The following is a 25,367-nucleotide window of genomic DNA, read 5'->3' as shown; positions in this document are numbered from 1 at the left end:
CGAGCGCTCTCCGCAGCGAAGCCACGGGGCGGCCCAGCGCAGCCTGCACGGGTTCGATGGTCCTGCTCCACCGCCGTCAATGTGCTGACCGGCGCGTTGACGGTCAAGCGAGGGGCCGCGTATCCTCGCTGCACCGATCCAATGCAACCTTCGACACAGGACAGCGCCTCGCTCGACCTCGACGCCTACCTCGCACGCATCGGCCATCGCGGCGCGCTCGCCCCCACGCGTGAGGTCCTCGACGCGCTCCACGCGGCGCACGTCTACTCCATCCCTTTCGAGAACCTCGACGTCCTGCTCGGCCGACCGATCCGCCTCGACCTGGCCAGCGTCCAGGCGAAGCTCGTCGGGGCGCGCCGCGGCGGCTATTGCTTCGAGCACAACACGCTGTTCGCCGCGGTGCTGCGCCGGCTCGGATTCAAGCTCACGACGCTCATCGCGCGGGTGCGGTTCCAGCGCAGCGACACGGGCCCTCGATCTCACATGCTGTCGCTGGTCGAGCTGCCCGAGGGGCCGTTCATCGCGGATGTCGGCTTCGGCGGTCCGGGGCTCCTACAGCCGCTCCCGCTCGTCGAGGGCGAGGGCCGCGCGCGGGTGCTCGACGTGATCGGCTTGCGCCGGGAGGGCGCGTCATGGGTGCTCGTCTCCAGTGCGGGTGAGGCGTGTCAGGACATCTATGCGTTCACGCTCGAGGAGAACCTCCCGATCGACTACGAGGTGGCGAACCATTACACGTCCACGCACCCGAGCTCGCTGTTCGTGAACAACCTCATCGCGGCGCTCCCGTCGCCGGAGGGCCGGGTGACGCTGCGCAACCGTGAGCTGGGTATCTGGAGGAGGGACGGCGTCGAGCGCGTCCTGGTGCGCGACGACGCGCTCGTCGACGTCTTGAGAGAGCGCTTCGGGCTGGAGCTCCCGGCCGGGACGCGGCTCTCCTGCGCGGGCCTCGACCGCTGAAGCGACGGCGCGTCCTCCTCGGGGCCTGCCCGGGAGGCCGGGCGGGCGCGGCTCGCCGGCCGCGCCCGCCGCCCCTCGCGCCGGGGCGCTTCCGGATCAGTGCACGCGCCCGATGCCGCGGCGGATGAACGCCGAGCGGCTCGTGGCCGCGCTGGCCGACGCGCCGCCGCTCGGCGCGGCCCTGAGCGCCGCGAAGGCCGGGGCAGGCTCGCAGACCAGCGCCGTCAGATCCTGGTTCCGGCGCCTCAGATCGTTCAAGGTGCGCGGCTCGCCGGTCACCGGATCAGGGACGGTGATCCCCGTCATGAAGCCCGACAGCGACGCCTCGTTCCCGGGCGACCTCGGGTTCACGTGCAGGAACCCCGTCCCTGTCTCCGCAGCGCCGTGGCACCCGTTGCACGTGTTGAGCGAGAACTTGTGCCGTGCCTCGTTGTTGAGGATGCCAGGAGCGGTCCAGGCCGTGAGGTTGTTGAACGACGATCCGCCGAGGAACGGGCTCCCCTGGAACGTGTCGGGCACCGTGTGCTGCTCCGCGATGATCGAGGCCTCGTTCTGGTTCACGAAGGCAGCGAGCGTGGGCGATCCGTCGAACCCGAGATCCGGCGTCAGCTTGACGGTCTCCGGCCGCAGGAAGCCCGTCTGGGGCGAGAGGACGAACTCGCGCAGCTCCCACGGCCCCGCGAGCGCGATCTCGTTCGTGCGGAGCTGCCCGAGCGAGCTCCCGTTCGGCTTGCCGGGCGCGGCGTTCCGGCCTGCGAACCGCGTGGTGATGTCCTGGAGCGCCGCGTTGTACGCTTCGGACGGGAAGGGCAGGCTGCCGAGGGCGTGCCAGTCGTTGGCCCAGTCGAGCACGTCGGCCTCGGTCGACGCGGGGAGCTTGTACTCCAGGATCACGGTGAACTGCTGCGGGAAGCCCTGGCTGACGACGCCGAACACGAACCTCCCTTCGCCGGCGTTGCCTTCGGCGAGGTTGCGCACGTCGATCCTGTTGACGATGCCGAGCAGCAAGAGCGGCGCCTGCTGCAGGTCGAGCGACCCGTCCGGGCTCCTCGGCCACCCGTCGAGCACGACCTGCTGAATCGCCGGGCGCGCCGGCACGGTGAAGCCGTTCACGGCCTGATCGGTCAGCCAGGTGCTGAAGAGCTCCTCGACCATCGCCGGCGCGTCGGCGGGCGTGGGCGCCATGTCCTCCATCAGGCGCGCGAACGTCCATGCGCCCGTGCGCGGATCGCTCGGCGGCCCGTTGAACGTCGTGCGGAGGGGATCCTCGACCACGCTGAGGTCCTTCACGAAGATCTCTCGGCTCGTCCGGACGAAGCACCCCGTCGGCTCGGCCAGCTCGAAGTTGAGGGCCCCCGAGGCGACGAAGAACTGGGGCGAGCTGAAGTCGACAACGGAGAAGGGGATCTCGTGGGCGCCGGGCTCCGCGTCCTCGGTGCCGGTGACGGTCACGGGGAACGTCGCCGTGGTCCCGGGCAGGACGCCCGGGAAGAACTGGTTATCCGCGGAGACGTCGATCCCCGCCGAGGGGCTGGAGATCTGGAGGAAGTAGTCGCCGGCGGTGCACGAGCCGACATCGTTGTTGGTGACGGCGATCTGGTACGGCACCGGCGTGTTCGGGGCGACCACGCCGCTGCTCGCCGGCGTGACGACGAGCGTCGCGGGGCGCCTGAGGCAGGAGAGCTGGGCGATCTCGAAGGCGGTCGTCGGCGAGGCGGAGAGCCAGACCTCGTCGAGCACGCCCGTGAAGCGCTCCTTCTGCACGTTGTTGCCGATACGGATGGGCGCGTCGATGTCGTGGAGCGTGCCCGCCGCGCTCACCTGGCCGACCTGCTCGCCGTTCAGGAAGAGCCGAACGAACCTGCCGTCGTAGGTGCCCGCGACGTGGGTCCACACGCCGGCCTGGATGGGGGCGCGGGAGGTGACCGTCCGCCCGTTGGTCAAGGTCACGGTGAACCGCGCCTGGCTGTTCCGGATGTCGAGCGAGAAGCTCGTCTCTCCGCCGCCCTTCTCCTGCACGATGGTCCGCGGCGTCGACCCCGACACCGCTGTCGGCTTGACCCACGCGGCGACCGCGAGGTTCTGTCCGAACGTGAAGCTGGCGTCGTCGTCGACAAGGATCTTGTCGTTTTCCTTGTTGAATTCGACGCCGAGGCCGCTGATCCCTTGAGCGCACGCCGCGTTGGCCGAGCGGGTGGCCGTGTTGCCGTTGCCCGACGAGTCGAACAGCGCCGTCGTCGCGGCGTTGCAGTCGTCGAGCTGCCAGAAGCCGACGGCCGGCGGCCCCACCGGGGGCGGATCGCCGGGGTCGCCGCCGCCGACGCCGGCGCCGCCGCCGACGCCGACGCTGGTGGTGGCGGGGTCGCCGCCGCCGACGCCGGCGATGGACGAGGTGCTGCCGGAGCCGACGCTGCTGGAGCTGGCGACCACGCTGCTGCCCGAGCCGCCGGAGCCGCCGCCGCCGACGCCGGTGGTGGAGGTGGCGACCGAGCTGCTGCCGACGCCGGTGCCGACGCCGCTGCTGGTGCCGCTGACGACGCTCGACGCGCCGACTGTCGCTTCGAGGGCTAGTTCTGCATCGCCGAGTGAGCCTTCATCGACGCCATAGCTTCCGCACGCGGCGGCGCCCGAGGCGAGCAGGGCGAGGACCGCGGCCGAGCTGGTTTTGATTGAGAGAGGATGGGCGAAGCCGAAGGAGAGGTTCCGCATCTGCGTTCTCGTTGGGTAAGAGTTGACTGCACGAGCGCCGCCCGGCCGCAGCTCGAGCTGCGGTCGGCGACGCGAACAGGCGTCTGTCAGACCCGACCGGGCTGTTCGGGTTTGGGCGCTGGTGCGGAGGACCCGATTGGCAATTGATATGCCCAGCCCAAGATCGAGCTTTTCGCCCCGTTGCGTCGATCCCAGCGGGCCTGGCCATGTCGTTGAACCCCGACACTGGCACATCTGGCACACCCATTTTGCGATCCCAGGCGGGTGCTCGAGGTCAAACAAGCACGCTTCCGACGCGTCGAAATGGTGCGCCCGTGGCGAGCGGCAGAGAGGGACAACAAGGTTCCTCCTCGCAGCCGCGCGCCCGTCACACTTCGTCCCGACCGCAGCTCCGCCGTCGAGCGGTCATCCATTGCGCCGCTTCTATATGCCGCGCCGCCGCATCCACCTTCACCGCGCGGCACCTGCCCCCGGCAAGTTTCCGCCGCGCGATCCTCTCCGCTCTTTCTCCGACCTCTGATACACCCGTTAGCGGAGCTCTCCCGCACAGGAGACGGGCCCAGATCGGCGTTTTCGGCGCGGAGGCGTACTTTGGTACGCCGAGCACCGAAAACGTCGAAATGGGCCCGTATCCGAAGCGGGAGAGCTCCTCAGGAGGAAGACCAGCGGGGGCCGCGGGGGGTGTCTTCGAGCACGACCCCTGCCTCGGTCAACAGGTTGCGGATGGCGTCCGCCTTGGCGAAGTCCTTCGCCTTCCGGGCCGCCTGGCGCATCGCGATCAGCCGGTCGATCGCGGCGTCGCCGCCGCGCCCAGCCGCGCCCTCGGCAGGGGGGAGCGCGTAGTCCGGGACGAGCTCCGGATAGAGCGCCGGCTCGGCGATCTCCACCCCGAACACCGCGAGGTGACGCACGATGGCCCGGTAGACCGCGAGCATCGAGGGGCGGTCCTCACACCGCTCGATCCCCGCCGAATAGAGCGCGCTCACGTAATCGAAAAATGCAGCCACGGCGTTCGGCGTGTTCAGATCGTCGTCCATCGCCTCGATGAAGCGCGCGATGAACCGCTCGGTGTGCTCCCCGAACTGTCCGTGAACGTAGTGGTGGCGCATCCTCGGGAACCGCTCTTCCTCGGGTCGCTGCGACGCGTACGCGCCCGGGGCGAGGGGAGCCTCCGTCGCGCCGCTCAGCTTTTCGGCGAGGACCGTCGCGAGCTTCTTGATGCGCGCATAGCCCGAAGCGGATTGCTGGAGCAGCTCCCAGCCGAACGGGAGCTTGCAACGGTAATGCTGCGTCACGAAGAACCAGCGCGCCTCGTCGTGCCCGTGCCTCGACAGGAGCTCCTCGATGGAGATGACGTTCCCGAGGCTCTTCGACATCTTCACGTCCTTGAGATCGAGGTGCTCCGGGTGCAGCCAGTAGCGCACCCAGGGCCGCCCGCAGAGCGGCTCGCTCTGCGCGATCTCGTTCTCGTGATGAGGGAACATGTTGTCGATGCCGCCCCCGTGGACGTCGAAATGGTCGCCCAGGAGCGCCGTGCTCATCGCCGAGCACTCGATGTGCCAGCCGGGGCGCCCGGTCGGCCACCCCTCCTCGCCGGTGCCCCAGCTCGGCTGGCCCGCGCCGGTCGGCTTCCAGAGGCTGAAGTCTGCCGGGTGCCTCTTCCGAGCGAAGTCCTCCTCGACGCGGCCGCTCGCCCCGACCTCCTGCTCGTCGACCTTGCGCCCCGAGAGCTCACCGTAGGACGCCCACGTGCCGACCTCGTAGAAGACCTCGCCGTTCACCGTGTAGGCGTGGCCCTTCTCGATCAGGCGCTTCGCCATGTCGACCTGCTCGTCGACGAAGTCGGTGGCGCGCGTGTAGACGGCGTAGTCCTTGATGTGGAGCTTGCGGCAGTCGCGCCGGAACGCCGCGATGTTCCGCTCGGCGACGTCGACGGCGCCCTCGCGCTCGCTCGCGCGCTGCATGATGCGATCGTCGATGTCCGTGTAGTTGATGATGCTCAGCACATGATAGCCGCGGTACTCGAGGTAGCGGCGGAAGACATCCCAGAAGCAGTAGGTGCGCGCATGCCCGATGTGCATCGGAGCGTAGACCGTGAGACCGCACGTGTAGATGCGCACGACCTTCGGTCGGGCGGAGACGAAAGGCTCCTTCTTCCTCGTGAGCGTGTTATGGACCTTGAGCGGCATCGGCCACCTGCGTGAGTGTGCGAGCACCCCCCGGGACCGCGTACGCTACCCTGGCTCCGCCGCCCGGTCAACGCGGAACCTCGCCGGTTTTCCCTGTGGTTTCGCGGTGTCTTCCGCCCTCTTGCCACGTCTTGCCGCCCGGTCTACGCAACCGCGCATGCACATCACTTCAAGGACCTTGCTGTTCGTCCTCGCTGGCGCGCTCGCCGCCTGTGCGGGGAGCCCGCCGCCCGTCGAGAGCGCCCCGCCCCCGCCGCCGGCCCCCGCGCCGGCGCCGCCGGTCGCCGCGCCGGCCGCGCAGCCCGAGGCGGCGGCGCCGCCCAAGGCGGACCCGGAAGCCGAGAAGAAGCAGGCGGAGCTCGCCAAGCTCGCCGAGGATACGAAGGCGATGGAGGCCAAGGCCGACAAGGAGGCGGCGCGGTTCGACGACGCGCTCAAGGCCGAGGTCAAGGCGCTCATCGCGGCCAATTACCCGAGCGCGGGCGCCGCGCTGCGGGCGGCGCTCAAGGGGAAGCACCGCACCCCGGGCAACGCCGAGCGCGACGCCGCCCGGCATCCGGTCGAGACCCTGGAGTTCTTCGGCCTCAAGCAGACGAGCACGGTCATCGAGCTCGGGGCCGGCGAGGGCTGGTACACCGAGCTGCTCGCGCCGGTGCTCGCGAAGAAGGGCAAGCTCCTCATCACGTCGTTCGATCCGAACGGCCCCGAGGACTCGCGCAACACGCTCTATGGAAAGCGCGTGAAGCGCCTGCTCGAGAAGTCACCCGATCTGTTCGGCAAGGTCGATGTCATCGTGATCGATCGCGACAGCCCGAAGCTCGGGATCGAGGGCAAGGCCGACCTCGTCATCGCCATTCGCGAGGCCCACAACTGGCACCGGAACGGCAAGTTCGACGCCTACGTCGCCGAGGCGTTCAAGGCGCTCAAGCCCGGCGGCGTCCTCGGTATCGAGGCGCACCGCGCCAAGCCCGACGCCAACCCCGATGAGAGCGCGAAGCAGGGATACCTCCCGGAAGCGTGGGTGATCCAGAAGATCGAGTCGGCGGGCTTCAAGCTCGGCGGCAAGTCCGAGGTCAACGCGAATCCGAAGGACACGAAAGACTACCCGGAAGGGGTCTGGACCCTGCCGCCGAACTTCCGGCTCGGTGACAAGGACCGGGCGCGTTACGCCGCGATCGGCGAGAGCGACCGCATGACCCTCAAGTTCGTCAAGCCCGCCCGCTGACCTACCCTGCGCCCGGCGCTCGCGGCCCCGCTCTAGGCGGGCGCCGCGGCGCGGCCAGGCGACCGCACGAACACGCGGCGCATCGGGATCGTGGCGCCGGCGGCGCCCGGGACCCGGTGTGACAGGAACGCGACGCCATCGAGCATGGCCGGCGACGCGTACACGCCCGGCTCCGCCGTCTCCGGGAGGCACGAGGAGAGCTCGAGGAGGTTCCCGCCCACCAGGACGCCGTCCTCGGTGAGCACCGCGTCGCCGGCGTGGAGGCAGAAGCGGACGCTGATCCTGGGATCGCGCTGGCCCGGCCCGGCGAGCCGCGTGTGCAGCGCGATGGCGGCCGCGATCGCGCGGTGGCGCGCCTCGTCGGTGCCGCGCTCGTCGCGCCGAAAGGGCGCGGCGAGCAGCACGCTGGTGCTCGTGATCGCGAGCGGCGAGAACCCCGAGGGCGCGAGCGCGGCCACGGCGTCCGGGACCACCGCCTCGAAATCGGCCAGGAAAGCGTCGGTGGGGGCCTCGAGCGCGCGGCTCTCGGCGAGGACCTCGACGAGCAGCCCGATGGCGAGGCGCCGGATGTGCCCCGCCTCCACCGCGCCGGTCCGCGCGATCCGCGCCGTCGCGGCCCGGACGTCGCCAAGGAACGCGGCGACGTCCGGGTGGCGCCCCGCGGGATCCTTGCTCATGGCCCGCACGACGATATCGTCGAACGCCGGGTCGACCGGCGCGTGCAGGCTCGGGCGGGGCGGCGCCTGGTGCAGGTGCAGGTGGCGCAGCACCGGATACGTGGTCGCCAGGAACGGCATGGATCCCGCGATCATCGTGTAGAGCAGCGCGCCGAGCGCATAGACGTCGGTCCGCATGTCGACAGGCCGGTTGAGGAGCTGCTCGGGCGACATGAACGCCGGCGTCCCCACGACGTGCCGTGACGACGTGAGCGAGAGATCCGTCGCGCCGAGCAGCTTCGCGATGCCGAAGTCGAGCAGCACGACCCTGAGCTCCCCGCCGCGCTCGCACAGGATCACGTTCGAGGGCTTCACGTCGCGGTGGATGATCCCGAGCGCGTGGACCGCGGCGAGGGCGCCGCAGAGCGGATCGAGGATCGCGAGCGCCTCGTCCGCCGAGAGCCGCCCGCGGGCGAACAGGTGCTGCTCGAGGCTCCTGCCCTGGAGGAGCTCCATCGCGAAGTAGGGCCGCCCGTCGTCGAGCCGCCCGACGTCGAGGATCTCCACGACGTTCGGGTGCCGGATCCGCCCGATCGCGTCCACCTCGCGCTGGAAGCGGAGCACCACGTCGGCGCGCGAGATCAGGTCGGCGTGCATGATCTTGACCGCCGCCGGCGCCTTGCTCGCCGCGTGCACCGCGCGGTGGACGACGCCGAACCCCCCCTCGGCGATGACGCCGTCGAGGAGGTACTCGCCTGCCCGCAGCGTCGCGGCGCGCGGGGCGCCCGGGCCGGCGTCCTCGCGATCGCGTGTGTCGGGCGTGTGTTGTTTCCATGTCCGCGACGTGACCAACGGGGGTTCGCCCGTCGCGGGGGCGTCGGCCGGCGGCGCGGCGGGAAGCAGCTCATCGTTCTGGCCAGGGTTCTTCATGGGATATGCGACAGCCGCTTACTTCCTCAATGACAACTGCTGAGCCCGCGCATTACAGTACGCGTAAGCCGGTGTCGACCGCGACCCCGGTTGCCGGCAGACGAGCCGAATCATGCACCGTTGCTCCGTATGTCACGGGCGGCTCGCCGCTGGCGCTCCGTGTGTCAGAGATGGCTTTGTTCCGCCGCCCGGTGAGCGTGACACCGTGGAGCGCGCGGCGCCCGCGATCGAGGGCTTCTCGCTGCTCGGTCCGCTCGGTCATGGCGGCTTCTCCGACGTATGGGCCGCGCAGCAGGACTGCGATGGAGCGCCGGTCGCCATCAAGGTGGGGAGGCACGCGGCGTGGAACCTGCGCGAGCGGTTCCGGCGGGAGGCCGCGCTGCTCGAGCGCGTCGGCGTGCCGCACGCCCCGCAGCTGGTCGGTTGCGGCGAGCTCCCCGGGGGGCAGCCCTATCTCGTGATGGAGCGGCTCTTCGGCCAGACCCTCGCCGAGGAGCTGGCGGTGCTGCGCGCGCCGCCCGATCCGGACCGCGCCGCCGGGCGCGCGGACGCGATCCTCGCCGTGATCGAGGCGGCGCACGCGCGCGGCGTCATCCACCGCGATCTCAAGCCGGAGAACCTCTTCCTGCTCGGCTCGAGCGACCGCGCGGTGCTGCTCGATTTCGGCCTGGCGAGGCCCGCCGAAGGCGGCGAGCCGCCGGACGCGCCGGCAGGCGCGACGCGCGCCGGCGACATCGTGGGGACGCCGGAGTACATGGCTCCGGAGCTGCTCCGGGGCGACGCCTCGCGGAGCGACGCGCGCGCGGACATCTACGCGTTCGGCGTGATCCTGTTCGAGCTGCTCACCCTGCGCCCGCCGTTCGTCGGGGGCGAGACCGCCGTCGAGCACGGCCACCTGGCGCTGCGCCCGCCGCGCCCGAGCGATCTCGTGGACGTCCCCGAGGGGCTTGAGGCGCTGACGCTCGCCTGCCTCGCCAAGGACCCGAGCCGCCGCCCGGACAGCGCCGCCGCGCTCCGGCGCACCCTGCACGCCCTGCGCGCGCGGCCTCGCGCCGACTCGATCCCGCCTCCGTCCGCGCCGCGATCGCAGCGGCAGGGCGACGGCGCCGCGGCGGCCGTCGCCGAGGGGCTGCAGCCGGTCGCGCTGCTCTTCGCGGAGGGCGGCGCCGGGCCGGTGATCGCGGCGATCGGCGGCCGCCGAGGGTTCGTCGCGCGGCAGCGCGGGCAGCGCTGCCTCGCCGTGTTCTCCGCGAGGGACGTCGACGATCCAGCCCGCGCCGCGCTGGCCGCGGCGCGCGATCTCGCGCTGAGCGGCGGCGCGCGCGTGGCGCTGCACCTCGCCAGCGTGCGCCTGCGCAGGATCGCCGGCGGGCTGCACGCCGCCTACGGCGCGCCGGTCGAGCGCCCCGAGGCGTGGTTGCCGGCCGAGCCCTGGGGCGGCCTCGCGATGACCGAGGAGTTCGAGCGCGCGCTACCCGACGACGAGCTCGCCCCCACGCCGCCAGGCGACCCGGAGAGCCTGCGCGAGCCGGCGCTGCTCGGCCGCGACGACGTGCTCTCGGCGCTCGCGGCCAGCGCGACCGACGCCTTCGACGGGACGTGCCCCGGCCTGTTCACGCTCATCGGCGACGCCGGTCTCGGCAAGACGCGCCTCGCGGCCGAGGCGGCCAGCATCGCCGGCGTGCCGGTCCCGGACGTGCGCGTGGTGGCCGTGCGCGCGCTCCACCCCATCCACGGCGGCGCCGCGCAGGCCGTGCGCGCGCTCCTCTGCGTCGCGCTCGACGCGCCGCGGGAGAGCCCCGGAGATCCGCGGCAGTTCTGCGTGGAGCGGCTCGGTGAGACGCTCGGCGGCGCGACGTGGGAGGCCGTCGCCGCGGCGCTCGGCTGGGCCGGGCCCCGCGGCGGGCGCCTGGCCGGGGAGGCCCGCAACGGCCTGATGCTGGCGCTCGCCGAGGCGCTCCGCCGCGGGGCGCGCCGCGGCCCCCTCGCCGTGATCCTCGACGACGCCGACCAGGCGGACGACGTCCTGCTCGACGCGCTCGAGTACGCCACGCTCGACGGCGAGGGCACCCCCCTCTGGGTGGTCGTGACCGCGCGCCCTCGCTTCGAGCAGGCCCGTCCCAGCTGGGGTCAGCGCAACCAGCGCCACACCCGCGTGACGCTCGCGCCCCTCGCGGAGGAGGCGGCGATGGATCTCGCCTCGCGCCTGCTCTTGCCGGCCGAGTACCCGCCGGCGGAGATCCTCCGCCGGCTGGCCGACTGGGCGGGGGGCAACCCGGATTGCCTGCGGCAGCTCGTCCGCTCGCTCAAGCGCGCGGGCGTCGTGCGCCGGCGCGCCGGCGGCGGCTCGTACGTGGCGACCGCGGAGGTCGAGGCGCTGCCGCCGGCGCCGGCGTGGCAATGGCTCGCGGCGCAGCGGCTCGACGATCTGCCGCCGGAGCTCGCGACGTGCGCCCGGGTCTGCTCGGCGCTCGGCATGTCGTTCGATCGCGCCGAGCTCGAGGCGGTGCTGGACGGCCTGGAGCGCGCGGGCGGCGCCGGAGCGATGGTCGACGCGGGCTTCGGGCTCGCGGCCCTGGTCGAGCGGCGGATCCTGCTGCGCGACGGCGAGGGCCGCGGCGGCGGCGTGGACGACCGGCACGCGTTCCAGAACGCGGTCCTCCAGGAGGCGGTCTACGAGATGCTCGACCCGGCGCACCGGGCCGCGATCCACCGGAGCGCCCTCGCGTACTGGCGGGCGCAGGTGGCGGCCGGCTCGACCGGCGGCCTCCGCGCGCTCGCGCGCCACGCGGCCGTGTGCGGCGAGCGCGCCGAGGCGGCCGACGCCTACCTCGCGCTCGGCGATCTCGCGTCCGCGCGGCACGACGCCGTCGAGGCCGACCGGCGCTACGACGCCGCGCTCCAGATCGCCGAGCAAGGCGACGCGCCCCGGCGCGCGCGCGCGCTCGCGGGCCGCGGCAGGAGCCGGTACCGCATGTGCCGCGTCCGGGAGGCGCGGAGCGATTTCGGCGACGCGCTCGCGCTGGCCGAGGCGCTCGGCGACGCGCAGGCGAGGGCGAGCCTCCTGCTCGAGGACGCTACCGTGCTCGACTGGGCCTTCGAGTTCGAGGCGTCGGCGCGCCGGGTGGAGGAGGCGCGGCCGCTCGTCGACGCGCACGCGCACGCGCAGGGCTCGCCCGAGCTCGCGCTGCGCCTCCGGGTCGCCGAGGCCCGCACCTCGTGGCGGCGGGGGAGGACCGAGGAGGCCATCGCGGAGCTCACCGCGTGCGCCGATCGCGCCGCGGCGTCGGGAGACTACGACGCGCGTGTCCCTGCGTTGATCATGCTGTCGTTCCAGCTCGCGAGCGCAGGCCGCCGCGAGGACGCCGAGCGCGCCTCCGACGACCTGATCGCCCTGGTCACGGCGGCCGGCGATCGATTTCACCTCTGCGGGGCGTACATCAACCGCATCGCGCTGTGGGCCTGGCGGTGGTCGCTGCCGGGCGCGGTCGGCGACCTGCGCCGCGCCGTCGATCTCGCGCGCGAGATCGGCAATCCGTGGCTGGAGAAGATGGCCTCGTACAACGTCGCCGTGCTGCTGCACTGGAGCGACAGGCAGCGCGAGGCGCTCGCGCTCGTGCGGCGCGCCCGATGGCTGGAAGAGCAGGCCTCCGAGCGCCCGATGCCCCAGACGGCGATGCTGCTCGCGCAGATCCACCTCGCGCTCGACGAGTACGAGCAGGCGAGCCAGCTGGTGCTGTGGATCCAGCGATCCTGCGCTCTCGAGCCGGGCGATCTCACGGAGTACGGCTTGCTCGAGCTCGTGCTCTCCGAGGTCGGGCTCCGGCCGGAACCTCCGTCCTCTCTCGCGTGGAGCGAGGCGATCCAGCGGGCGAAAGACCAGTCGATCGCCGAGCAGACGCTGATGTTCCTTTACTGGCGTGCTCGCATGGCGCTCCGTCGCGGACACGCGCGTGAGGCGGAGGAGGCGCTCGCGAGCGCGCGGGAGCACCGCGGGGACAGCCCCCTGTGGCTGTCCCGCTTCGTCGAGCTGGAGCGCAACCTCGAGGAGACATCGCGGACGCCGGACGTTCGTCCAGCTGTATCGCAGTGACTTGATCCTGACTCGATAAGGCGCGTTCCGTTCGATATTCCGGCGAGTCCGTATAGGGGCAACAAACCTCCGTGTGCTAGTTTTCGGTATTGCAATGCATCCTGGGAAATGAAAGACTGTTAATTTAAGGAAGAGCGAGATCACTGGTCGGTGTCGGAGCCCGGGCCCGTGCGTGGCAGCGCGCCTTTCTCGGAGGAGAGCTGAATGTCATCGATCCGTTTCATTGCGGCTGGTCTGCTTGGCGCCGGTTTGTTCACGGCGGGATGCGTCGCCCCGTCGGACACAGACCCCGACGCTCCATCGGACACCGACCCCGTCGAGACGGCGGAGCTGCCAATACGGCGCACTGCGGTGCCCATCGGGTGTAACGGCCTGCTCCCCAGCGACTTCTGGGCGCCGGCGAACCGCACTGCGCTCCAAGCGCTCGGCCGGGCTGCGCTCGTCGGCGCCAAGAACTTCGTGGTTCCGACGCCGCTGCTCGGCACCTCCGGTGGGAGGAGCGTGCTCGACTATACCGTGCGCTGCGCGCTGTCCTCTGAACAGGTCGTGTATGGTCCGGACGGCCGCAAGTTCTACGGCTCCTTCGGGTTCGCGCCGGCGTGGACGACGCGTGCTCTCACCCCCTCGGAGCAGCGCTGGGTCTCCTCGTGCATCTTTCAGCACCTGAACGGCACCGGCGAGCATGTGGATATCTTGCTGCAGGGCAACCACGCGGCCCTTGATGGCCCTGTGGACGAGGAGCCCTACTCGGAGTTCGTCGTCCACGACGCCACGATGTACGGCAACGCGTTCCTTTCCTCGACCATCGCCGGGTATGCCTGCATCGATCCCGATCTCACCGGGGAGCTCTCATCGCTCTCGCTGAGCTGCCCGCTCGATCTCAGCCTGCTCTCGCTGGAGCGGCTCTGTGGCCACGTGCCGACGTGCGGTATCGCCTTCCTGGGGCTCTGCGATCTGACCTGCGTGAAGAACGCCGCTGGCGACCAGACCTGCTACCCGCTCCCGCTGCTCGGGGCGGTCCTGGGCCCGCTGCTGGGGCCGAGCGTCCAGAGCTACTCCGAGACGATCCGGAGCGAGGTGCGCGACAGCGATCTCCTGCCGCTCTACAACGGCTGCGGCCTGCTCTGAGCGGCGCCTCCGCGGCGGGGCCCGGCGGAGAGGAGGCGCGCCGCGCGCCGGTCACGTCCCGAGGCGCGTCTTCAGCTGCTGAATCGCGTCGGCGATCGCCTTGTCGTCGCGGAAGCAGCACGGATCGTTCCGCCTGCACCGCGCGCCGTGCAGCACCTGGAGCTCGAAGAGCATGCGCTCGTCCCCCTCGGCCGCGGCGCGGCCGAAGAGCGCCCGCTTGCCGCCGCAGCTGGCCCTGCGGAACGCGAAGAGGACGCGGAGCGCGGGGGTCGCGCGCGCCATCACGTCGGGCCGGGCCAGGATCTCGCTGGCGCGCCGGGCCGCCTTGGTGCCTCCGCGCGCGCGCACGAGGTCGAGCAGCACGTCCAGCCCGCCGCTGCCGAGCCGGTTCGTGAGCAGGTCGAAGACCTCGTCCGCCGCCGGGTTGTCCTCCTCGAACCCGATGCCCGCCACGGTGGAGAGCACCTCTTCGCGCAGGCCCCTGCTCAGGGCGAGCTCCGGATCGGCCTCCGCGAGGGCCAGCAGCGCCCGCGCCCCGAGCACCCAGTTCCTGGTCGCCACAGCCCGGCTGAGCTGCGCGCGCGGGCTCGGGGCGCCGCGGGCGTCGTCCTCGGGCGCCGCGCTCGCCGAGGCGGGAGGGGGCGGCGCTGCCAGCGCCGGCGGGAGATGGGAGGCGAGCGCGGGCGTCTCCGTGGTCGTTGCGGGCCGCCGGACGACGAGCCAGAGCGCGACGCCGATCGCGAGCGCCGCCAGCGCCGAGAGCGCCGCCGCGAGGGGCACCCAGCCCGGCGAGGCCGTGGGCCGGCGGTGCGCGCGCGCGAGCAAGGTCGCCCGGGGCCCCGGCCAGGCAGACGGCGCCTGAGCCCTGGGCGCCGCGTTCGCAGCCTGCTCGGCGGCCCCGCCCGCCGTGGCCTGGCCCGGCGCGGTGCTCGGGCCCGCCGCGATGCTCGGACCCGCCGCGATGCTCGGGCCAGCCGCGGCGCCCGGGCCCGCCGCGGTGGTGGCTCCCGCGGCGGCCCCGCTCGCCGCGATGGCCCCGCCCGATGGGGCCTGGCCAGCCGCGGCGATCCCGCCCCCTGCCGGCGCCGCGGCGCGCGTGATCGCCGCGAGCCCCTCATCGAGCGCCGCGATGGCGTCGGCCGCCGTCTGGAAACGGAACGACGGATCCTGCTCCATGAGCCGCATCACGGCCTGCTCGACCTCGTAGGGCACCTCCAGATCCGGAGCGCGCGCGCGGAGGGCCGGCGGACCTTCCGGCCCCTGCTGCTTGAGCCGCTCCACCACGTTCTTCGTGCCGAACGGGTGCTGTCCGGTGAGCATCTCGTAGAGCATGAGCCCGAGCGCATACAGATCCGCGCGCGCGTCCACCGCGTCCATCCCGCGCAGCGCCTCCGGCGCGAGGTACGCGAGCGTGCCGAAGACCTCGCCGGCGCTCGTCAGGGCGGGGGTCGGCGCCGCCGTCTTGCGGCTCTGGCTGGACAGGAGATCGACGTTCACCTTCGCGAGCCCGAAATCGATGAGCCTGACCTGATCGTGCGCGTCGAGCAGCACGTTCTGGGGCTTCACGTCCCGGTGGACGATGCCCTTCTCGTGCGTCGCCGCGAGCGCCGACGCGATCTGGCGCGCGATGCGGAGCGCCCGCGCGGGCGGGAGCCGTCCCCCCGCGATCGCCTCCTTGAGCGGCGTCCCCTCGACGTACTCGAGGACGAGGAAGAACGACGCGTCGTCCAGCTGACCGAAGTCGATCGCGGCGACGACGTTCGGGTGCCGGATGTGCGCTCCCGCGACGGCCTCGCGCTCGAACCGCACCACGAGCTCCGGCATCCGCCGGGCGAGGGGCCGGAGCAGCTTGATCGCGACCTGCTTGCGGAGGTGCACCTGCTCGCCCCGGTAGACGGCGCCCATCCCGCCCTCGCCGATGAGCTCGTGGACGCGGTAGCGCCCCGAGATCAGGCTCCCGATCAGCGGGTCGCCGCCCGCGCCCCCGGCCGCCGCCGCCTCGATCGCCTCGATGTCCTCGGTGAGCGCCGAGCTCGAGAGCTCCTCCATGGGCTGCGCGGCCGGCGCGCCGAGCCTCGGGACCGTGAGGTCCTCGATCAAGGCCGAGCCGAGCGTCTCTTCGGATCGCGGCGTCTCCGGCATGCGGCGCAGGATATCAGGTCGGCCGGCGTCGCGGGGAAGCGGTGCGCGGGCGCTCCACGAGCGGGAGGGGCGCGGGGGCGCACGACGCGGGCGTCCGCGAGCGCGCGAAATTCACAGGAGGAACGAGACGCCCAGCGAGAACGCCGGGTATCCGAGCCGCATCGTGAGCGTCACGTTCTCCGTGAAGTGGAAGCGCCCGCCGACGAACAGGGCCGGTGAGACCCCGAAGATCCCGTCGCGGCCCACGTCGCCGAGGTACAGCGACAGCCCCGGCTCGCCGAAGACCGACCACTTCCGGTGAAGCCAGAAGTTCCACTGCATCACGACCGAGCCGAACACGTAGTCCGAGGGCGCCCCGTGCCGGTCGACCTCGGTGCAGATCCGCGTGCCCGCGGGCCCGTTCTCGAAGCGGGTGCAGACGCCGCGGTAGTCCCCGTCCCCTCCGTAGTGGATGCCGTCGAGGCCAAAGCCGATCCCGACAGAGTCGTTGAGGCGCTTGATGAAGCCGTCGGGCGCGAGTTCAATGGTGGCGCGAATCCCGGCGCCGAAGCCGTTCCCGGCGCCGGGGCCGCCGAGCGGCTCGAACGGCGTGAGGAGGAGGTGCGGCTCCAGCTCGACCTTGTAGTCGGGCCGATCGCCGGGGCGCTTGATCGTCATCTGCGCCTCGCCGACCTCGGTCCACCCGATCGTCAGCGCCACGAACGAGAGCGCGGCGGCCAGGAGGCGCGGCGCGCGAAGCTGCGATGTCATCGCTCTCTGCATCGGTCTCGGTCTCCTCAGCATCCGCCGCACGAGCGCGAGCCGTTCGGGCACATGACCGCAGCATCGCCGCCGGGGCAGGTGACGCGGCACTCGCCGCCCACGTTGTCGCAGAACACCTCGCATGAGCCCCGGCACTCGACCTCGCAGGTCGCCACGTTCCGGCAGGTCACGACGCTGCGCGAGCCGACGACGACGCCGCACCGGCTCGTGTCGTGGCACTCGTACCGGCAGTCGCGATCGCAGATGGCCCCGCACGCCGCCGTGTTATGGCAGTTGAGGTCGCAGTCGTCCCCGCAGGAGGCCGAGCACTCGTCGACATCGAAGCACTCGAACGAGCACCCGTGCTCGCAGACGGCGCCGCAGCGATCCATCTGGAAGCAGCGCTGGTCGCAATTGTCACCGTCGCAGCCGAGGTAACACTCATCCCCATTGGAGCACTCGCACGCGTCTCCCTCCACGCAGGCGCCGCTGTTCCAGCAGCTCGCCAGGCAGAGGCTCGCGAAGAGCGTCAGCAAAGTCAGTGCATAGAAGCGCATGGCCGGGCGAGCATACCCGAGCCTCCCGGAAATTGTCACAAAATCCGCGGAGGTACGCGCGGAGGTACGCGCGGAGGTACGCCTGATGCCCGGCTCACCACCGTGTCCAGCGCGAGATTCGCCGCACGCGGGTATACCGCGTATCGTCGTTCGCGAGGCCGACCTGGTCCGCGACGTGCGTGCCGAGGTGGGGACCCCAGCCGCCGTCGTCGAACGGTGCGTCCCCGTCCGCGCCGAGGTTGTAGTCCCAGCACTGCGCGTAGTGCTGCGTGACGTTCAGGGATTCGACCGCGCAGTTATTGTCCGGGGCCGTGTCACCGTCGTGGTCGGGCGACGACCACCCCGAGAGGAAATGGGAGAAGAAGACGTCGGCGTCCCCGGAGCGGTGCAGGGGGTGGAGGAACTTCATGGTCGTCGTGTCGATGCCTTCGGCGGTCGCGCGCAGGACCTCCGCGACGGTGCCCTCGATGTCCTCGATCTCATCGCGGTACTCCCGGCCGACGAGGTAGAGAGAGCCCCTGTAGAAGTTCCGCGTGAGCGCCGGTTCGCCCTTGGTCCCGAGCCGCTCGGCGTACGGGATGTCCCAGAACGCCAGCGTCGTTCCCTCCGCCGAACCAACGCTGTTGTAGACGAGCGCCCACCCTCCACCGGCCGTCTCCAGATCGCACACCACGGGGAACTCCGGATCTCTCCCGGCCCCGTCCAGATCGAGGGTGTACACGCCGCTCGGCAGGCCGCGGGGGACGTCGGCGCACCGGGCGTAGACGCACCCCGCGTTGACCGCGCCGTCGCAGTCCTCGTCCTCGGCGGTGTCGCAGCGCTCGGCGGCGGGCAGCACCTCTCCGGCGCACGGGCCGAACCCGTTCCCTTCGTCGTCGCAGATCTTCATGCCGGCGCGGCAGGGTCCGCGGTTCAACGTGGCCGGCGCCGCTTCGTAACAGGCCTCCTGGCGGCCGGGCTCGCACCCGCCCCCGCCGCTCGACGCCGAGGCGCCGCCATCGGCGCTCCCGGCCGAGCCGCCCTCGCCGGTGCTCGCGGCCGAGCCGCCGCCGGCGCTCGACGCCGAGGCGCTCCCGCCGCCTCCGGCGTCGCCGTCTCCGAACCTCCGCACCCTGGTCGAGCAGGCCGACACGGCGGCGAGCAACACGATGGCTGCGCAGCAGGCTCCTGCGACCGAACCTCGGCCGAGCGACATGCGACCTCCACGGACACGAACACACGCCACGCGGCCTTATACACCAGCCGCCCCGGCGCGCGCATCCGCCCAGCGCGGTCGGCTGCTCCGCCGCCTGGCGCCGGCACGTTTCCGACGCTCTTATCGGGCGAGGGCCCGTGGCGCGCCCTGGTCGCTCTGCAGCGCAAAGGCGATGGCGCTCTGGAGGGTGCTCTTCGTCACGAGGCCCGCCAGGTCGAGCGAGAGCCCGACGAGCGTCTGCGCGACCGCTGGCCGGATGCCGGTCAGGATCGTCCGTGCGCCGAGCAGCTGCAGCGCCTTCGCGGTGTCGACGAGCCCGGCGGCGACCCGCGTGTCGATTTCCTTGAGCCCCGTCACGTCGAGGATGACCACCTGAGCCTGGGTGGACTGGACTCCAGCGAGCGCGGCCGACATCACCTGATCGATCCGCTCCGAGTCCATCTGGCCCACGAGGGGCATGACCATGATGCGATCGGTGATCGGGATGAGCGGCGTCGACATCGCCTGCATCGTGTCGCGGAGCCGCGCGAGCGTCCGCTCGAGCTTGTCGAGCAGCTCCCTGTAGGGCGTGACGTCGTGGGCGGTGCCGTAGACGAGGCGGCGCGACGGCTCCTCGGCCGCGTCCAGGTGCGCGGTCCACGCGAGCCACCTGTAGGAGCCGTCCTTGCACGCGTACCGGTTGTCGAACTTGATGGTCGTGTGGCCCTGGAAGAGCGCGGCGGCCTCGGCGAGCGTGGCCTCGCGGTCGTCGGGATGGACGAACTCGATGAACGGCTTCGAGACCATGTCCGAGGGGGACCAGCCGAGGGTGCGCTCCCAGGCCGGGTTGGCGTGCCGGAAGTACCCCTCTGCGTCCAGGGTCACGAGCAGGCCCACGGACACCCGGAACAGCTTCTCGTAGACCGTGGTCAGCTCCGCCGCCTGCGTGAGCTGCGCCGTCCGCTCCCGGTCGCTCGTCAGGTCGAGCGCCGTGGCGACCATGAGGCGTTCGGAGGGCGCTTCGTCCATGTCCACTCGGGCGGTCCAGCCGAGCCACCGGTACGAGCCGTCCTTGCACACATAACGATTGTCGAACCGGCCGTTCGCACGGCCCTGGAAGAGGGCGGCGGCCTCGGCGAGCGTGGCCTCGCGGTCGTCGGGATGGACGAGCTCGATGTAGGGCCTGGCCCTGAGCTCGTCGAGGGACCAGCCGAGGGTCTGCTCCCACGCAGAGCTCAGATCATGGAAGTAACCGCGCGCGTCCGCGGTGGCCAGGAGTCCTGACGAGACCTGGAAAAGTCGTTCATAGCTCAAGCCCATGTGATCCCCCTCGCGGGCAGGCAGATGCGCGCCCGTCGTCGAGGCCGCCCGCCATCACCGATTCTCCTGTCCGAACGCCGGCGAGCGCCTCGCGCGCCGCCTGGCCAGAGCGCGCACGCGCAATGCCCAGGCGGCGCGACGTCGACCTCACCGCGCGTCGAAGCCTGCTTGTCCACGAGAACGGCTTATGTGTCAAGGGTATCGGGAGGCTCGTTAGCGGGCGTGCTGGGCCGGCCGCGCCAGAAGGGACGCCCGGGCCTGGCGAACCGCGCGCTCGGAGGTCGCCACTGTCATGTCGCCGAGGTTGCCAGCCCACGATGAGGCGAGTACGGTCCGCGCCTCAAAGGAGTGGACCATGACCGTCTCTGCGATTTTCAACCCGGCGCGCTGGCGTGAGGTCGATGGGTTCTCGTTCGAGGATCTCACCTACCACCGCGCCGTGGACCAGGGCACCGTCCGCATCGCGTTCAACCGTCCCGAGGTCCGCAACGCGTTTCGTCCCCGCACCGTCGATGAGCTGTACACCGCGCTCGAGCACGCGCGTACGACCTCGGACGTGGGTTGTGTGCTGATCACCGGCAACGGGCCCTCTCCGAAGGACGGCGGCTGGGCGTTCTGCTCCGGCGGCGATCAGCGCATCCGCGGGAAGGACGGTTACAAATACGAGGGTGAGAGCGCGGGGCAGGCCGACCCGGCGCGGCTCGGCCGGCTCCACATCCTGGAGGTGCAGCGGCTCATCCGGTTCATGCCCAAGGTCGTCATCGCGGTGGTGCCCGGCTGGGCGGCGGGCGGCGGCCACAGCCTCCACGTGGTCTGCGACATGACGCTGGCGAGCCGCGAGCACGCGATGTTCAAGCAGACGGACCCGGACGTCGCGAGCTTCGACAGCGGGTATGGCTCGGCGCTGCTCGCGCGGCAGGTCGGGCAGAAGAAGGCGCGGGAGATCTTCTTTCTCGGGCTCGATTACACGGCGGAACAGGCGGCGGCGATGGGCATGGTCAACGCCGTCGTCCCTCACGCGGAGCTCGAGGAGGAGGCGCTGCGGTGGGGCGCGATCATCAACTCGAAGAGCCCGACCGCGATGCGGATGCTGAAGTACGGCTTCAACCTGCCTGACGAGGGGCTCGTCGGACAGCAGCTCTTCGCCGGCGAGGCGACGCGGCTCGCCTACGGCACGGAGGAGGCGAAGGAGGGCCGAGACGCCTTCCTGGAGAAGCGCCGCCCGGACTTCACGCGTTATCCCTGGCACTACTGACGACGGCGAGCCGCCGCTCCCGCGCCCGGAGCCCACAATAGCGCTTGACACCGACATCCACTTCCTTGATGGTGGCGGCGTTGTAAGATTCGGTGCGCGGCGTCTGGTCGCGCGGCTTCAACTTTACCTGGAGATACACATCATGCTTTGTCTTTCGGCTGCGAAGTCGGCTCGTCGGGAGCGTTCTTGGCTTTGGTTGGGAGGGTCTCTTCTTCTGGCGCTCGCGGGCGGCCTCACCGCTGTTGGCTGCGGCGACGACAGCCCCTCAGACGGCGCGGGCGGTGCGGAGGCGTCGGGCGGCGCGGGCGGTGCGGGTGGCGCCGGCGGTGCGGGTGGTGCCGGCGGTGCGGGCGGCGCGGGCGGTGCGGGCGGCGAGGCGCCGGTCGAGACGGTGCCGCCGTCGGGCACCGAGCTGATCCGCGTCAACCAGGTCGGGTACCTGCCGGCCGCCGCCAAGGTCGCCACGGTCGTCGCCGCGGCCGACAAGCCGCATGCGTGGGAGCTCGTCGACGCCGGCGGCACGGTGGTCGCCAGCGGCGCGACCCGGGTGGTGGGCGACGACGCGAGCTCCGGCGAGCACGTGCACACCATCGACTTCAGCGGCTTCACCACCCCCGGCGAGGGGTACACCCTCCGTGTCGGGGAGGTGTCGAGCCACCCGTTCGACGTGGGCCCGACCATCTACTCTCAGATGAAGTACGACGCGCTCGCGTACTTCTATCACAACCGTTCAGGCATCGAGATCCTGGAGCAGTACGTCGGCGCCGCCCACGCTCGCCCGGCGGGGCACCTGCCGGACGAGGCCCCGTGCGGCGCGGATATCGGCTGCACGTACACGCTCGACGTCACCGGCGGGTGGTACGACGCCGGCGATCACGGCAAGTACGTGGTCAACGGCGGTATCTCCGCCTGGACGTTGCTGAACCAGTACGAGCGCTTCGTCGCGCTCGGGTCGACGGCGGACGACTTCGGCGACGGCAAGCTGAAGATCCCCGAGAACGCGAACCAGATCCCCGACCTCCTCGACGAGGCCCGGTGGGAGATCGAGTTCATGCTCGCGATGCAGGTGCCGGAGGGCCAGACCAATGCGGGCATGGTGCACCACAAGATCCACGACCTGGAGTGGACCGGCCTGCCGATGCCGCCGCACGAGGATCCGCAGCCGCGCTTCCTGCGCCCGGTGAGCACGGCGGCGACGCTCAACCTGGCCGCCACCGCGGCCCAGGCCGCGCGCATCTGGCGCGAGCTCGATCCCGGGTTCTCGGCCGAGTGCCTCGAGGCCGCGACGCGGGCGTGGACCGCGGCGAAGGCGAACCCGAAGGTCGTCCCGGACGAGAGCAAGGTCGTGGGCGGCGGCGGCTACGGAGACGCCGAGCTGAGCGACGAGTTCTACTGGGCGGCCGCCGAGCTCTTCCTCACCACGAAGGACGCCGCGTACCAGGCCGAGCTCGCGGCGTCGCCCTACAGCGAGGAGCTCGCCGGCGCGGACGGCACCTTCAGCGCCATGACGTGGGGACAGGTCGACGGGCTGGGCGCCATCTCGCTCGCGGTGGTCGAGGCCCAGCATGCCGCGGCGGAGCGTGAGGCGGCCCGGACCAAGCTGATCGCCATCGCCGACAAGTACCTCGAGGTCCTCGGGGCGGAGGGGTACCGGGTGCCCTTCAAGGCGAACGAGAAAGGGTATCCCTGGGGCTCCAACTCCTTCGTGCTCAACAACATGCTGGTCCTGGCGCTCGCCCACGACTTCACCGGCGAGCAGAAGTACTTCGACGGCGTCGCGTCGGGCGCGGATTACCTCCTCGGCCGCAACCCGATGGACAAGTCCTATGTCTCCGGCTACGGCGAGCACCCGCTCGAGAACCCGCATCATCGCTTCTGGGCGCACCAGCTGGACGCGTCGTTCCCGTCCGCTCCGCCCGGCGCGGTCTCTGGTGGGCCGAACTCCGGGCTGGAGGATCCGGTGGCGAAAGAGGCGCTCGATGCGGCGGAGGGCCGCGCGAAGTGCGTCCCGCAGAAGTGCTACATCGACCACATCGAGGCGTGGTCGGCGAACGAGATCACCATCAACTGGAACAGCCCGCTCGCGTGGACGGTGGCCTGGCTGGACGAGAAGGCCAAGGCGAGCGCCCAGTGATCCGGAGCGCGGGGGGGGCACGTTGACTGAAGGTGGGGGCTTTTGAGCCGCCAAGGACGCCAAGGACGCCAAAAATATAATAATATCGGCGTCTTATGGCGTCTTATGGCGCCTTGGCGGTTCCATCATCCCGGCAGGGTGGGGGATTTCCGCCACCCCCGGAGCGCCGCGCAGCCGCGCCGCGCCATGCCCGATGAGCGATTGGCCGCGACAACCGTCCAGCTTCTGCTAGGTTGCGCGGCTTTCATGAATCCAGCCTCATCGCTCGACGCCTTGCCCGCGCCGCTCGCGGGCGCCCTCGCCCGCCGCGGCTTCACCTCACTCACCCCCGTCCAACAGGCCGTCCTCGCCCCTGAGCTCGCCGGGCGGGACCTTCGTGTCTCGTCGCAGACCGGCTCCGGAAAGACCGTGGCCATCGGCCTCGCGCTCGCCCCCCGCCTCGCGCGCGCCCTCGCCGAGCGCGCGGCCGCGCCCGACGGCGCGCCCCGCACCGCGGCGGCTCCGGCCGCGGTGATCATCGCGCCGACGCGCGAGCTCGCCGCGCAGATCGCCGGCGAGCTCAGCTGGCTTCTCTCGCCCCTCGGCGCGCGCGTCGCGTGCGTCACCGGTGGCACGAGCTTCGGCGACGAGGCGCGCTCGCTGCGGCGCGACCCCCTGGTCATCGCCGGGACGCCCGGCCGCCTGCTCGATCACCTGGAGCGCGGGACCCTCGACCCGCGCGGCGTCCTCGCCCTCGTGCTCGACGAGGCGGACCAGATGCTCGACCTCGGCTTCCGCGACGACCTCGAGGCGATCGTCGGCAAGATGCCCGAGGCTCGCCAGACCCACCTCGTGTCGGCCACCTTTTCCCGCGAGGTCCGCGCGCTCGCCGATCGCTTCCAGCGCGACGCCGTGAGCGTCGAGGGCACGCGCCCCGGCGCCGCGAACGGCGACATCGCCCACGTCGCCCACCTCGTGCTGCCGGCGGAGCGCGACGCGGCGGTCGTGAACCTGCTGCTGCTCGCGCCCGGCGAGCGCACGCTCGTCTTCGTCCGCACCCGCGAGGGCGCCGCCGAGCTCGCCGACAAGCTCACCGCGCTCGGCCTGCCCGCGCGCGCCCTGAGCGGCGACCTCGAGCAGCGCGAGCGGACGCGCACGCTCGACGCGTTTCGCTCGGGCGCCATCACGACCCTCGTCGCGACCGACGTGGCCGCGCGCGGCATCGACGTCCCCGAGGTCGGGCGCGTCATCCACGCCGATCCCCCGGGCGATCCCGAGATCTTCACGCACCGGAGCGGCCGCACCGGCCGGGCGGGCCGCAAGGGGACGAGCGTGCTGCTCGTCGCGCCGTTCGCGCGAGAGCACGCGCTGCGGCTGCTCCGGCGCGCTCGCGTCGAGGCCACGTTCCGGCCGGCGCCGTCGCCGGACGACGTGCTCCGCGCCGCCGACGAGCGGCTCGCCGCCGAGCTCGCCGCGGTGCGCCTGGAGGGCGCGACTGCGGGCGATGCGGTCGCGGGCGACGCGGCCGCGGTCGATGCGGCCGTGGTCGACGCGAACGTGCGCGGCCCGCGCGAGGCGTCCGGCCCCGCGCCCGAGGCGCGGCACAGGGAGCTCGCTGCCCGCCTGCTCGCGGACATGGACGCGACCGAGCTCGTCGCGGCCCTCCTCGCGCGGGCGAAGCACACCGGCCCCTGCGCTCCGCAGCCCGTCACCGCCGTCGCGCCGCCCCGCTCCGAGCCGCCGTCGCGCGCCCGGCCGTCTGCGCCGCCCTGGTCCGGGGCCCCGTCGCGCGCCCGGCCGTCTGCGCCGCCCTGGTCCGGGGCCCCGTCGCGCGCCCGGCCGTCTGCGCCGCCCTGGTCCGAGGCCCCGTCGCGCGCTCGTCCCGCCGTTCGTCAAGGCAACGGGGAGCAGCCCCCGCGCCTCCCCTTCGTGCCTTTCCAGGTCAACTGGGGCGAGCGCCACGGCGCCGACCCCCGGCGCCTGCTCGCCCTCGTGTGCCGCCGCGGCGGCGTGTCGAGCCAGCAGATCGGCGCGATCCGCATCGGCTCCACCGCGTCCGTCGTCGAGGTGGCCTCCCCGGCCGCGCCCGAGTTCGCGCGCGCTGTCAACCAGCCCGACGCGCGTGACGCGCGGATCCGCATCGTCCGCGCGAGCTCGATGCGCGTCGAGTAGCGCCGC

The 25,367-nt window shown here is 71.9% G+C and carries 15 protein-coding genes; 7 read left to right on the top strand and 8 right to left on the bottom strand.

The annotated features are described in order from the left end of the window. Positions 1 to 141: 141 nt before the first annotated feature. On the top strand, positions 142 to 957 hold the full coding sequence (locus POL72_RS07070) for an arylamine N-acetyltransferase family protein (protein ID WP_272094257.1): 816 nt from the start codon (positions 142 to 144) through the stop codon (positions 955 to 957). A 96-nt stretch (positions 958 to 1,053) separates the two neighbouring features. Here the strand turns inward: POL72_RS07070 and POL72_RS07065 are convergent, their stop codons facing one another. Together POL72_RS07065 and cysS are read right to left on the bottom strand one after the other, a co-directional pair. Continuing rightward, positions 1,054 to 3,666, bottom strand: coding sequence for a LamG domain-containing protein (locus POL72_RS07065; protein WP_272094256.1), 2,613 nt, complete (start codon positions 3,664 to 3,666; stop codon positions 1,054 to 1,056). Positions 3,667 to 4,316: 650 nt separating this feature from the next. Beyond that, positions 4,317 to 5,855: a cysteine--tRNA ligase gene (cysS, locus tag POL72_RS07060; protein ID WP_272094255.1), complete on the bottom strand. Its 1,539-nt coding sequence runs from the start codon at positions 5,853 to 5,855 to the stop codon at positions 4,317 to 4,319. A 157-nt stretch (positions 5,856 to 6,012) separates the two neighbouring features. On the opposite strand from cysS, the gene POL72_RS07055 reads away from it, so the two are divergent. Continuing rightward, positions 6,013 to 7,080, top strand: coding sequence for a class I SAM-dependent methyltransferase (locus POL72_RS07055; RefSeq protein ID WP_272094254.1), 1,068 nt, complete (start codon positions 6,013 to 6,015; stop codon positions 7,078 to 7,080). A 32-nt stretch (positions 7,081 to 7,112) separates the two neighbouring features. Here the strand turns inward: POL72_RS07055 and POL72_RS07050 are convergent, their stop codons facing one another. Further along, positions 7,113 to 8,666: a serine/threonine-protein kinase gene (locus tag POL72_RS07050; protein WP_272094253.1), complete on the bottom strand. Its 1,554-nt coding sequence runs from the start codon at positions 8,664 to 8,666 to the stop codon at positions 7,113 to 7,115. Between the two features lie 205 nt (positions 8,667 to 8,871). Here POL72_RS07050 and POL72_RS07045 point away from each other — a divergent pair, with 205 nt between their 5' ends. Next, positions 8,872 to 12,759, top strand: coding sequence for a serine/threonine-protein kinase (locus tag POL72_RS07045; protein WP_272094252.1), 3,888 nt, complete (start codon positions 8,872 to 8,874; stop codon positions 12,757 to 12,759). A 351-nt stretch (positions 12,760 to 13,110) separates the two neighbouring features. Beyond that, a complete protein-coding gene (locus POL72_RS07040) occupies positions 13,111 to 13,887 on the top strand; it encodes a hypothetical protein (RefSeq protein ID WP_272094251.1) in 777 nt (258 codons plus the stop codon). Positions 13,888 to 13,938: 51 nt separating this feature from the next. On the opposite strand, the gene POL72_RS07035 is transcribed toward POL72_RS07040, so the two are convergent. The 5 genes from POL72_RS07035 to POL72_RS07015 form a co-directional block, all read right to left on the bottom strand. Beyond that, positions 13,939 to 16,029, bottom strand: coding sequence for a serine/threonine-protein kinase (locus POL72_RS07035; protein WP_272094250.1), 2,091 nt, complete (start codon positions 16,027 to 16,029; stop codon positions 13,939 to 13,941). A gap of 111 nt (positions 16,030 to 16,140) precedes the next feature. Beyond that, positions 16,141 to 16,779: a hypothetical protein gene (locus tag POL72_RS07030; protein WP_272094249.1), complete on the bottom strand. Its 639-nt coding sequence runs from the start codon at positions 16,777 to 16,779 to the stop codon at positions 16,141 to 16,143. 26 nt (positions 16,780 to 16,805) lie between these two features. Next, positions 16,806 to 17,327, bottom strand: coding sequence for a hypothetical protein (locus tag POL72_RS07025; protein WP_272094248.1), 522 nt, complete (start codon positions 17,325 to 17,327; stop codon positions 16,806 to 16,808). 94 nt (positions 17,328 to 17,421) lie between these two features. Next, positions 17,422 to 18,522: a fibrinogen-like YCDxxxxGGGW domain-containing protein gene (locus POL72_RS07020; RefSeq protein ID WP_272094247.1), complete on the bottom strand. Its 1,101-nt coding sequence runs from the start codon at positions 18,520 to 18,522 to the stop codon at positions 17,422 to 17,424. A gap of 120 nt (positions 18,523 to 18,642) precedes the next feature. After that, positions 18,643 to 19,821: a PAS domain-containing protein gene (locus POL72_RS07015; protein WP_272094246.1), complete on the bottom strand. Its 1,179-nt coding sequence runs from the start codon at positions 19,819 to 19,821 to the stop codon at positions 18,643 to 18,645. 355 nt (positions 19,822 to 20,176) lie between these two features. Between POL72_RS07015 and POL72_RS07010 the strand changes: the two genes are divergently transcribed. The 3 genes from POL72_RS07010 (at position 20,177) to POL72_RS07000 (ending at position 25,361) form a co-directional block, all read left to right on the top strand. Beyond that, positions 20,177 to 21,076 (top strand): 1,4-dihydroxy-2-naphthoyl-CoA synthase, encoded by a 900-nt coding sequence (locus POL72_RS07010; RefSeq protein WP_012237941.1) that lies wholly within the window; start codon positions 20,177 to 20,179, stop codon positions 21,074 to 21,076. 196 nt (positions 21,077 to 21,272) lie between these two features. After that, the gene (locus POL72_RS07005) at positions 21,273 to 23,210 is read left to right on the top strand and encodes a glycoside hydrolase family 9 protein (protein WP_272094245.1); all 1,938 of its coding nucleotides are present in this window, start codon (positions 21,273 to 21,275) and stop codon (positions 23,208 to 23,210) included. 246 nt (positions 23,211 to 23,456) lie between these two features. Next, positions 23,457 to 25,361, top strand: coding sequence for a DEAD/DEAH box helicase (locus POL72_RS07000; protein WP_272094244.1), 1,905 nt, complete (start codon positions 23,457 to 23,459; stop codon positions 25,359 to 25,361). Positions 25,362 to 25,367 lie beyond the last annotated feature (6 nt).

The sequence above is a fragment of the Sorangium aterium genome (genome assembly GCF_028368935.1).
GTDB classification, from domain to species: Bacteria; Myxococcota_A; Polyangia; order Polyangiales; family Polyangiaceae; genus Sorangium; species Sorangium atrum.
Note: the sequence above shows the minus strand (reverse complement) of the source record. Positions and strands in the feature narration are given on the sequence as shown.

What these genes read in the sequence shown, in the direction of transcription:
- POL72_RS07070 (WP_272094257.1), top strand. Translation starts at nt 142, where the DNA reads ATGCAACCTTCGACACAGGACAGCGCCTCGCTCGACCTCGACGCCTAC.
- POL72_RS07065 (WP_272094256.1), bottom strand. Translation starts at nt 3,666, where the DNA reads ATGCGGAACCTCTCCTTCGGCTTCGCCCATCCTCTCTCAATCAAAACC.
- cysS (WP_272094255.1), bottom strand. Translation starts at nt 5,855, where the DNA reads ATGCCGCTCAAGGTCCATAACACGCTCACGAGGAAGAAGGAGCCTTTC.
- POL72_RS07055 (WP_272094254.1), top strand. Translation starts at nt 6,013, where the DNA reads ATGCACATCACTTCAAGGACCTTGCTGTTCGTCCTCGCTGGCGCGCTC.
- POL72_RS07050 (WP_272094253.1), bottom strand. Translation starts at nt 8,666, where the DNA reads ATGAAGAACCCTGGCCAGAACGATGAGCTGCTTCCCGCCGCGCCGCCG.
- POL72_RS07035 (WP_272094250.1), bottom strand. Translation starts at nt 16,029, where the DNA reads ATGCCGGAGACGCCGCGATCCGAAGAGACGCTCGGCTCGGCCTTGATC.
- POL72_RS07030 (WP_272094249.1), bottom strand. Translation starts at nt 16,779, where the DNA reads ATGACATCGCAGCTTCGCGCGCCGCGCCTCCTGGCCGCCGCGCTCTCG.
- POL72_RS07025 (WP_272094248.1), bottom strand. Translation starts at nt 17,327, where the DNA reads ATGCGCTTCTATGCACTGACTTTGCTGACGCTCTTCGCGAGCCTCTGC.
- POL72_RS07020 (WP_272094247.1), bottom strand. Translation starts at nt 18,522, where the DNA reads ATGTCGCTCGGCCGAGGTTCGGTCGCAGGAGCCTGCTGCGCAGCCATC.
- POL72_RS07015 (WP_272094246.1), bottom strand. Translation starts at nt 19,821, where the DNA reads ATGGGCTTGAGCTATGAACGACTTTTCCAGGTCTCGTCAGGACTCCTG.
- POL72_RS07010 (WP_012237941.1), top strand. Translation starts at nt 20,177, where the DNA reads ATGACCGTCTCTGCGATTTTCAACCCGGCGCGCTGGCGTGAGGTCGAT.
- POL72_RS07000 (WP_272094244.1), top strand. Translation starts at nt 23,457, where the DNA reads ATGAATCCAGCCTCATCGCTCGACGCCTTGCCCGCGCCGCTCGCGGGC.